The organism is Mycobacterium sp. IDUB_24 (assembly GCF_055419385.1).
In genome coordinates, this window is the sequence record NZ_JBVAXO010000003.1 from 593,833 (window position 1) to 603,938 (window position 10,106).

The window sequence follows — 10,106 nt, forward strand, 5'->3', positions numbered from 1 at the left end:
CCATGACCGAGCCGCTGCGTATCGCCGTCCTCGACGACTACCAGGGAATCGCCGACACCATCGACTGGTCACCGATTCCCTGCGCCACCGAGATCACATCACTGCGAGAACACATCGCGCCCGGTCCTGCACTGGTCAAGACCCTCGCCGGCTACGAGGTCGTCGTCGCGATGCGGGAACGCACCCCGCTGGACGCGACGCTGCTCGCCCAGTTGCCCGCGCTCAAACTGCTGGTGACCACCGGACCGTTCAACGCGGCCATTGACGTCGCCGCCGCGCTTGGCCTCGGCATCACCGTGTCGGGCACCGGCGGAGCCATCACACCGACGGTCGAACACACGTGGGCACTGATCCTCGGACTGCAGCGCCACCTGGTCGTCGAGGATCAGCGCATCCGCGGCGGGCTGTGGCAGAGCACGGTCGGCACCGACCTCTCCGGGGCCACCCTGGGTCTGGTCGGGGTGGGCAGGATCGGCAGCCGGGTGGCCGCGATCGGCAAGGCCTTCGGCATGGACGTCATCGCGTGGAGTCCCAACCTCACCGACGAGCGTGCCGCCAAAGCCGGTGTCACGCGGGTGGATCGCGACACCCTGTTCGCCGATGCCGACGTGGTATCGCTGCACATGGTGCTCGCCGACTCGACCCGCGGCTTGATCGGGCCGGCCGAACTCGCCGCGATGAAGCCGTCGGCGATCCTGGTGAACACCTCACGCGGCGGCCTGATCGATGAGGACGCGCTTGTGGGAGCACTCCGCAGCAAGACGATTCGCGGCGCGGCGCTGGATGTCTACCAGCAGGAGCCCTTGCCGTCGGAACACCCGTTGTCGACGCTGCCCAACACACTGCTGACCCCGCACCTCGGATACGTCACCGAGGGCGTGATGACGATCTTCTACCGGGACATCGTCGAGGACATTGCCGCCTACTGCGCGGGGTCCCCGGTGCGCCTGCTCACCGCATAGGTTCGCCACCGGCCGAGGCGGCTCCCGCGGGCAGCAAACCGAGGGCAGCGCCGACGCGATGTTGGGACATCAGGTTCCGAGGCCCAATGTTGTTCGCTGGAGCCAGATCCCGGAAACCATGTGCGCTGAACACCGCATCGCGGGGAGCTAAAAATTCCGTTTGGGAAGTAACTGTGAGGAAGATCAACATTCCTTAATGGAACGTTGAAGATCCACTAAGGGACTGTTACGTTCAGCCGACTAATGCGCGGTCGGAGGGTTTCGTCGCCGTGCGCAGATCCGGAAAGGTGGGTGTGCCGTGGCAGCGGTTTCTCGGCTTGCGAAACGCTTCTGGATACCACTGGTGTTGGTGGCGGCCGTGGCGATCAGCGGGTTTGCGATGAATCGGATGCACGGAATCTTCGGAACCCACATCAACACCGATCCGGGCCAGTCCGCCGGCGACGACATCGTGGAGTTCAACCCGAAGCGCGTCGTCTACGAGATCGAGGGCCCGAGTGGGACCAGTGGGCACGTCAGCTTCCTGGATGCCGACGCCCAACCCCACACCGAGAGCTTCAGCTCGCTGCCGTGGCGGCACGAGGTGGTCACGACCCTGCCGACGGTGTTCGCCAACGTGGTTGCACAAGGAGACAGCAGCATGATCACCTGCCGAATCGTGGTCAACGGAGACGTCCGAGATGAGCAGACCGTGAATCAGCACGACGCCCAGGCCTTCTGCTTGGACAAGGCCGCCTGATGAGCAACCACAGTGCCAGTAACCACAGTGCCAGTAACCACAGTGCCAATAACCACGATGCCACTCTCGAACACAAGGGCATCGCCCGCGTCATTCGCGTCGCCTCGATCCCGATCATCCTGGCGTGGGTGGTGCTCGTCGTCGTCCTCAACGCCCTCGTCCCCCAACTCGAGGTCGTCGGCCACGAGCACGCCGTCTCACTGTCACCGCAGGACGCACCGGCACTGGTGGCGATGAAGAAGATCGGTGAGCGCTTCGATCAATTCGACTCCGACACGATCGCGATGGTCGTGCTGGAGGGTGACGAGCCGCTCGGCACCGAAGCCCATCACTATTACGACGAGCTGGTCCGCACACTGCAGGCCGACACCGAACACGTTCAGCACGTGCAGAACTACTGGGGCGACCTCATCACCGCGGCGGGGTCCCAGAGCACCGACGGCAAGGCCGCCTATGTGCAGGTGAACCTCGCGGGCAATCAGGGCGAGACGCTCGCCAACGAATCGGTTGCGGCGGTCCGCAAGATCATCGACGACTCGCACCCACCTGCAGGCGTGAAAGCCTATGTCACCGGCCAAGGTCCGCTCACCACGGACATGAACGAAGCCGGCGACAAGAGCATGGTCAAGATCACCTTCGTCACGATCGCCGTGATCGCCGTGATGCTGATCGTCGTCTACCGGTCGCTCGCGACCATGTTGCTGATGCTGATCGTGGTGTTGCTGGAGATGTCGGCGGCGCGCGGCGTGGTCGCCGCCATCGGCCACGCCGGCCTCCTCGGCTTGTCGACGTTCTCGGTAAGCCTGCTGACCTCGTTGGCCATCGCGGCCGGAACCGACTATGCCATTTTCCTGGTGGGCCGATATCAGGAGGCCCGGCAGCAGGGCCAGGAACGAGAAGACGCCTACTACACCGCATTTCACGGCGTCGGGCACGTCATCCTCGGCTCGGGACTCACCGTTGCCGGCGCCATGCTGTGTCTGCACTTCACCCGGTTGAATTACTTCAGTTCGATGGGTGTGCCGAGCGCCATCGGTATGTCTGTCGTGGTACTGGCCTCACTCACCCTTGCGCCGGCAATGTTGGTGGTCGGCAGCCGGTTCGGCCTGCTCGACGCCAAGCGCGAGATCCGTTCGCGGGGGTGGCGCCGGCTCGGCACCTCGGTGGTGCGTTGGCCGGTTCCGATCCTCGCCGCGGCCATCGCGGTGGCTCTGGTCGGGCTGCTCGCCCTGCCCGGCTACCAGACCTCCTACAACGAGCGCCTCTACATTCCCAAGGACCTGCCGTCCAACGTCGGATACGCCGCCGCTGAAAGACATTTCACGGCCGCTCGGATGAATCCCGATCTGCTGCTCGTCGACGCTGGACGGGATCTGCGCAACCCGGCCGACATGATCGTGCTGGACAAGATCGCCAGGGAGCTGATCCGCGTGCCCGGCGTCGCCCGCGTGCAGAGCATCACTCGCCCGTTGGGCCGTCCCATCGCGCACAGCTCGGTGCCCTTCCAGGTGAGTATGCAGTCGGTGTCGATGACCGAGAACCTGCAGTTCCTGCGCGAGCGCATGGGCGACATGAATACGCTGACCGACGATCTCGGCCGGATGATCGGGATCATGGAGAACATGCTGGGCCTGATGAACCGGATGACCGGCATCACCCACGAACTCACCTCCAGCATGAACGACATGCAGGAAAGCACCAACGAAATGCGGGATCACATGGCTGATTTCGACGATTTCATGCGGCCGATGCGGAACTACCTCTACTGGGAACCGCACTGCTACGACATCCCGATGTGCCAGTCCATGCGCTCGCTGTTCGACGGGCTCGACGGCATCGACACCATGACCGAAACCCTCTCGCAATCGGTGAAGAACATGAACGAGATGGATCAGCTGATGCCTCAGTTGGTGGCGCAACTGCCACCGTTGATCGCCATCTCGAAGTCCATGCAAGGCACGATGAAGACGATGTTCAGCACGTTCAACGGGCTGGTGGACCAGATCGGCAAGATGACCGACACGGCGTCCGTGATGGGCCAGGCGTTCGACGATGCCCGCAATGACGACTCGTTCTACCTGCCGCCGGAGGCGTTCGACAACCCGGACTTCAAGCGCGGGTTGGATCTGATGGTCTCTCCGGATGGTCAGGCCGCGCAGTTCATCATCACCCACGACGTGGATCCGGCCACCTCCGAAGGTATTTCGCATGTCGACCCGCTGCTGAAGACGGCACGCGAGGCGATCAAGACGACGCCGCTCGCCGACGCCAAGATCTACCTCGGCGGCACTGCGGCCACCTATAAGGACATCCAGGTCGGCGCCCAGTGGGATCTGCTGATCTCGGCCTGCGGCGCGATCACGTTGATCTTCATCGTGATGCTGTTGATCACCCGCGCACTGATCGCGTCCTTCGTCATCGTCGGCACCGTGATCCTCTCCCTCGCAGCATCGTTCGGCCTGTCCGTCCTGGTGTGGCAGTACCTGCTCGGAATGGATCTGCACTGGATGACACTGGCGTTCTCGGTCATCATCCTGTTGGCGGTCGGGTCGGACTACAACCTGCTGGTGGTCTCGCGGATGAAGGAAGAGGTCAGCGCGGGTATCAACACCGGCATCATCAGGGCCATGGGAGCCACCGGTGGTGTGGTCACCGCCGCCGGCCTGGTGTTCGCATTCACGATGGCGTCGATGGCCACCAGCGATCTGATCGCCATCGGCCAGGGCGGCACGACCATCGGCCTGGGTCTGCTGTTCGACACCCTCGTCGTGCGCTCGCTGATGACGCCGACGATCGCCGCGATCCTCGGCCGGTGGTTCTGGTGGCCGCTGCCCGTCCGGCAACGTCCCGCGCGTTTCCTGTCGGACCGGACGACGCCGATACCGGTCGCAAGACCTTCGTGACATCCGTCGATACCATCGACGGATGACCACAGGCGAGCTCTCGGGCACCCAGGCGCGCACCCGCGGGGCCATCATCGAGGCCGCCGCCGCAGTCCTGGCCGACGACCGGACCGCCACCTTGCCCGAAATCGCAAAGGCGGCCGGGGTGGGCCGCACCACGGTGCACCGCTATTTTCCGGACCGGGAAAGCCTGATCAACGCGACGATTGTCGACTCGGTGCAGGTCTTGACCAACGCGGTGGCCGCTGCCGCACCCGAGGACGGTTGCCCGATCGAGGCGATGCGGCGCGTGATCAACGCGATGATCTCGGTCGGTAACCGGCTTCTGTTTCTCTTCGACGACCCCACCGTTCTTCGTGGCCTACCACCCGAGTTGGTGCCTGACAGCACCTACCTGACGAGCCTGATCGAACGCGGCCAGGCCGAAGGTGTGTTCGACCCTGAGTCGAGCACCCAATGGCTCGAGCACGCGCTCTACGGTCTGGTCATGTGGGCCTGCCAGGACTCCAAGGACGGACTGATGCCCCAGCACGCGGCCGCACCCGCCGTCATCCGCACGTTCGAGCGCGGAGTGCGTTGCCGCGATTGAGCGGGTCACCGCCGCGCTGGACAGTCATCGCCGCCAAAACAGGTGATGGGTGACCGCGCCGCTGGGGCTGGGTACGACGTCATGATGGAACCTGTCGTTCAACTCATCAGGCGATTCCCACAGGCGGGACCCGCTGCCCAACTCGGCCGGCGACACCGCCACGTGCAGGGTGTCGACCAGCCCGGCGTCAAGGAATTCCCGGATGGTGCTCGCTCCCCCGCCGAGGCGCACATCCTTGCCCTGCGCGGCGGCGCGCGCCTGTTCGAGCACCGTAGCCGGATCGGCGTCGACGAAGTGGAACGTCGTGTCGGACAGGGTGAACGACGGCCTCTGGTGGTGGGTCAGGACGAACACCGGGGTATGAAATGGCGGCTCGTCACCCCACCAGCCCTGCCATTCGTGGTTCTCCCAGGCGCCACGGTAGGGACTGAACTTGTTGCGGCCCATGATCTCGGCACCGATGTTGTGGTGGAAATCGCGGGTGAGGTAGTCGTCGAGGCCACGGCTGCCACCAGGTTCGGTGCGGTTGGGCCAGCTTGCCGTGGCCCCGGCCCAGGAGAACATCTCACCCGGCTCGGCATGACCGAACGGACGCTCAAAGCTCTGGTTCTCGCCGGCGCCGTAGCCGTCGCTGGAGACGTTGAAGTTCTGGACCTTGAGCAGCTGAGCCACGCGTTCTCTCCCGTTCAGTCAACATTGGATGCTGATTAGACCAGGGTTGGGCGCGAAACTCATCGCGCGGCAGGTGGCTACCGTGCCGCCTCCAGCTGTCGCCGGACCTCGAGTCGCCTGAGCTTTCCCGACGACGTCCGTGGCAACGATCCGGGCGACATCAGCACGACGTCGGCGGGCGTCACGCCGCACACCGACACGATTCGCCGGATCACGGCACTGCGGGTGGTGTCCTGCTCAGTCCCGGTGAACTCCGCTGCCACCAGGAGCCGTGATTGCGCGGCCCCGGATTCTGTGCCGACCGCGACGACCGCTCCCTCGCGGACGCCGTCCACCTCACCGACGACCTGCTCGATCTCGGTGGGGAAGATGTTGCGTCCGGCGATCGTGATCATCTCCTTGGACCGCCCACAGATCACCAGTGCACCGTCGACGAGGTAGCCGATGTCGCCGGTCGGGAACCACTGCCCGTTGCTGCCCGCGTCGACGGGAGCATGTCCCAGGTAGGACGTCATCATCGACGAACCACGGATCTCGACTTCGCCGGATTCGCCGGTCTCGTCGTGCGGAGACGGAACGATACGAACCTCCATGCCGGGCACCGGACGACCCAGCAGCGCAAAGCGCCGGCCGGTGTCCGCCGCGTCCGGAATGTCGATGCGGAGGCCTTCCCCCGGCGCGGGAATGGTCACCGCGCAGGTCGACTCGGCCATCCCGTAGGAGGGAGTCATCGCTGAGGCGTCGAAACCAAACCTGCTCATTCCCGTGGCAAATCGATCGACACCGGCACAGTCGACGGGCTCGCCCCCGTTGATCGCGATCCGTACCGCGCCGAGATCGACGTCGGAGACTCGGTTGGCGAATCGGCCGAGCACCGAGTAACCGAAATTCGGTCCGGCGGTGAAGGTCGCCGAGGATTCGGAGAGCCATTCGGCCCACCGCAGCGGTGCCGCCGAGAAGGCACCCGTGGGCGCCAGCCACAGCGGCATACCGGACATTGTCGACGCCAACACCATCGCCAGACCCATGTCGTGATAGATCGGCAGCCATGTACACCCGATGTCGTTGCGGCTCAGGGACAATCGCTGGGTCACGGCCAGAAGGTTGTTGAGCACAGACTCCGGCGCCAACACTGCCGTACGAGGAGAGCCGGTGGATCCGGCTGTCCCCTGCAGGATTGCCACGTCCGCGTCGTCGGGATACCGCAGCTGCGTCGAGTTCGGTGTGCTGGCAGCGTCGGCGACATCGCACACCGTCAGCGGCGCGCCCGCGTCCCGCAGTAGCTGGAGGGTGGTGCCATAGCTGAACACTGTGGTCACGCCGATGCTGCTGAACCGGGACAGCGTGGCCCGTGCCCACTCCGAAGGTTCGGCGCCCCGCTGGGGACGCGGCAGGATCGACACTCCGGCGCCCGCCAGCCACGAACCCTGAATGGCGGCAATCAGTTCCACTGTCGGCTCGCCCACGAGACCTACCGCGCCGGGCTGGTCCCGGCCCAGCAGGTAGGCCGCAATGTGCTCGGCGATGCCGTGTACCTCGGGCCACGGGCGGCGCCGCCAAGTATCAGTGTCGCGATCCAGGACCACCAGGTCGTGCGGTGACCCGACCATCGCCTCCCTCAGTGCGCCTGCGAGCGGATTCATGCTGCACTCCTGAGATCGATCACCGATTGCAGGTCGCCCACGGTGCGGCAGGTGATGAGGTCCTCCTCGCTGAGCTGCACGCCGAATTTCTCCTCGATCGTCACCAGGCCCACGGCGAATGACACCGAGTCCATTCCCAGGTCGTCGACGAGACGTGTACCGGAACTGAGTGATTGACATGGGAGTTCCAGGTCGTCACGAAGAATCGCGGCCAGCCCCTCGGACACGGCGGGCGATGTGGGTGAATCGCTAGTGGTCATTTTCTTGTATCGGCGGGTCGATGAGACCCAGCCCCACCTTTCGTTTCCGGTACGGGATCGGTCGACTGCAATCGAACCGACTGTCAGCCAGTCGGGTTGGCAAGGCTGGACTCAGGCCATCCATTTCCGGGCGGTGTCCCGGTCGAGTTGGTAGAGCGCCATCCTGCGGTTGGACATCTCGTGCTCGCCGAGGAACCGGCATCCGGCGAACTCACACAACCCACGCACAGTGGTGTTGCGGTGGTCGGGGTCGAACATGATCCGCTGACATTCAGGATCGGCGGCCAGGACACTTGCGACGATCTTGGGCAACAGCATGGGGCCGAGGCCCCGGTTGACCAACTCCTCGTCGGCAATCGCGCCGTGCAGACCCAGATCGTGCGGCTCACTGTCATACCGATCAGCGATGGAATCCTTGGCAGCCCGATAGATTTCGAGATAGCCACGGTCCACCCCGCCGATGCTCAGGACGAGAGGCAACGAATAGTCGCCTTCCACCTGGCCTTTCAGATGCCTGCGCCAGCGTTCGACGGGCCAGTCATATTCCCAGGTCTCGGCCAAGTGTGGCCGGTTCATCCACTCGGCGATCAGCGCAGCGTCTCCATCGGGGGTCGCCACCCGAATCCTGCTTGGTTTCAACAATTGTGGAATCGGTGGTCCCGGAACCCGCCGCACATCCTCGGAGATGTTCTTGAGTTCCCGTGGAAGCACCGGGTAGACCACCGGATCGGTCACGCGCACTGCGTTCGAGAACCTGCAACGCCAGTTTTGCTGTGCTGCAGCACTTCATCACACGTCACAGCCACACCCCCCTGTCTCCGGCGCAGACCGGGGGCGCCACATACGTGTGCGCCACGCTCAGACCCGCAGCCTCCTTGGACCAGCGAGGTGAGACTAACCAAAACATTTCAGGCGGTGGGGGGTTCCCTTTCGGCCCACATGAGGCAACAGGCGCGTTCTACAGCCATCGTCAATATTTGACGGAAGTTTCAAACACGCAGTACAACAGCTCTTTTCACAACCCGCGCGAGGCAGGAGAAGGCGTCACGCCAAGCCAATCATTATCGAAATGCGGTGATAGTCGCCGTAATGCGATCGAGCCGCCATGGCGAACGCCGGCGTGAAGCGAGCAGTGCGTTTGTGGTCGTCTTTTCACACCACCGACTCGTCTCAGCCAATTCTGTGCCGGCACCCGCTCCAGGAGTGGCCTATCCCACACTCCGCGGTTCATCTTCATCGGGTGACCAGTAGGCCAGCATCTCAGCGAACGTCTCGAAGGCAGGCCGGGAAACGCCGTATGGAGCTTCGAGGTGCAGGCTCAGGGGGTACCCGAGATCGACCACTCCATCGATGACCCTCTTGTACAGATCGACCAGCTGCCGCCGCTTGGCCTCAGGCTGACTGGCGGCAAGCGATTTCACAAAAGCCTGTTCATGTGCGACGGCCTCATTTCCGGGGTCTTGAATGAGCCAGTCGATGAGGCCGGCTCTCGTCTCCAGCTTCGGCACAAAGCCGAACGACAGCAGGACCTCTGGCCGATGGTCGTTTTCCTGCGCGAACCGCCGGAGGAAATCGACCACTGCGTCTGAAAAGAGCAACTGCGTCATGGCGAACGTGGCACCCTTGTCGCACTTGAAGGAGAAGCGGTCGTGTTCAGAGTTCCGGGTCGGGATCAGGATCACCCCGCGGTTCTCGACGAGGCCGTCGAATTTCGACAATGCGTCGGCCGGTGTGACGCCGGAGCCCTCGCCATCGCTCATCGTGCGTGGCACGCCGACGAAGATCACGCCGTCGAACCCTGCTCCGCCGAGGTCGATGAGCCTGCTACGCAATGCGGTCTCATCCGAGAACGACGTCACCTGGGTGCACAGCCCACGTACCTCGGGAAACTCGGCCCCGATGATCGACCAGTAGTCGAGGACATCGAGCTTGGGCCTCATCTCGATCGGCCGGTCACCGTCTTCGGCGATCATTGCGGGGATCATGACGTGCCCCAGCTGCGCGTCGATGCCGGACTCCGCCGACAACCGCAGTATTTTCTGCGACTCCTCCCACGCGTGTTGGAGCCCGCGGTCGAGGTTGGGTGGTACCAACTCGAGCGCGACGGTGTTCAACGGCATCGGTACCTCCAATAGCGGCGGCGAATCCGCCAGTCGCAGTGGACCATAGCGGTCACCGGGCTAGCTGACGACGACGAGAAGATCGCCGCCCTCGACCTGCACGGTCCGGGCGACCGCGATTCTTGCCACTGTGCCCGATTCGGGCGCGGTGATGGCTGCTTCCATCTTCATCGCCTCGATGGTGGCGATCGTCGCGCCGGCTTCCACGGTGTCCCCGG

General features: G+C 64.1%; 10 protein-coding genes. 4 read left to right on the forward strand and 6 right to left on the reverse strand.

Going from position 1 to position 10,106, the window contains the following annotated elements:
• Positions 1-2 precede the first annotated feature (2 nt).
• The 4 genes from ACZYZF_RS15280 to ACZYZF_RS15295 all read left to right on the forward strand — a co-directional run bounded on the left by ACZYZF_RS15280 (position 3) and on the right by ACZYZF_RS15295 (position 5,193).
• Complete coding sequence (locus ACZYZF_RS15280) at positions 3-962, forward strand: D-2-hydroxyacid dehydrogenase family protein (RefSeq protein ID WP_463836159.1); 960 nt, start codon at positions 3-5, stop codon at positions 960-962.
• Positions 963-1,260: 298 nt separating this feature from the next.
• Complete coding sequence (locus ACZYZF_RS15285) at positions 1,261-1,701, forward strand: MmpS family transport accessory protein (protein WP_463747524.1); 441 nt, start codon at positions 1,261-1,263, stop codon at positions 1,699-1,701.
• Entirely contained in the window at positions 1,701-4,604 is a 2,904-nt protein-coding gene (locus ACZYZF_RS15290) for an MMPL/RND family transporter (RefSeq protein ID WP_463836160.1), read from the forward strand. The genes ACZYZF_RS15285 and ACZYZF_RS15290 overlap by 1 nt, the downstream gene beginning before the upstream one ends.
• 22 nt (positions 4,605-4,626) lie before the next feature.
• A complete protein-coding gene (locus ACZYZF_RS15295; protein ID WP_463747522.1) occupies positions 4,627-5,193 on the forward strand; it encodes a TetR/AcrR family transcriptional regulator in 567 nt (188 codons plus the stop codon).
• Between the two features lie 24 nt (positions 5,194-5,217).
• On the opposite strand, the gene ACZYZF_RS15300 is transcribed toward ACZYZF_RS15295, so the two are convergent.
• The 6 genes from ACZYZF_RS15300 to ACZYZF_RS15325 form a co-directional block, all read right to left on the reverse strand.
• Positions 5,218-5,865 carry a dihydrofolate reductase family protein gene (locus ACZYZF_RS15300; RefSeq protein ID WP_463836161.1) on the reverse strand — a complete coding sequence of 216 codons (648 nt, stop codon included), beginning with the start codon at positions 5,863-5,865 and terminating at the stop codon, positions 5,218-5,220.
• A gap of 77 nt (positions 5,866-5,942) precedes the next feature.
• Entirely contained in the window at positions 5,943-7,508 is a 1,566-nt protein-coding gene (gene mbtM, locus ACZYZF_RS15305) for a long-chain-fatty acid--ACP ligase MbtM (RefSeq protein WP_463836162.1), read from the reverse strand.
• Complete coding sequence (locus tag ACZYZF_RS15310) at positions 7,505-7,768, reverse strand: acyl carrier protein (RefSeq protein ID WP_463747519.1); 264 nt, start codon at positions 7,766-7,768, stop codon at positions 7,505-7,507. Before ACZYZF_RS15310 ends, mbtM begins: the two co-directional genes overlap by 4 nt.
• Positions 7,769-7,879: 111 nt before the next feature.
• A complete protein-coding gene (locus ACZYZF_RS15315) occupies positions 7,880-8,479 on the reverse strand; it encodes a GNAT family N-acetyltransferase (protein ID WP_463836176.1) in 600 nt (199 codons plus the stop codon).
• A gap of 497 nt (positions 8,480-8,976) precedes the next feature.
• Positions 8,977-9,888 (reverse strand): mycobacterial-type methylenetetrahydrofolate reductase, encoded by a 912-nt coding sequence (locus ACZYZF_RS15320; RefSeq protein WP_463836163.1) that lies wholly within the window; start codon positions 9,886-9,888, stop codon positions 8,977-8,979.
• A 60-nt stretch (positions 9,889-9,948) separates the two neighbouring features.
• Positions 9,949-10,106: biotin/lipoyl-containing protein (locus ACZYZF_RS15325; protein WP_463836177.1), on the reverse strand; the 158-nt coding region annotated here is incomplete at its 5' end.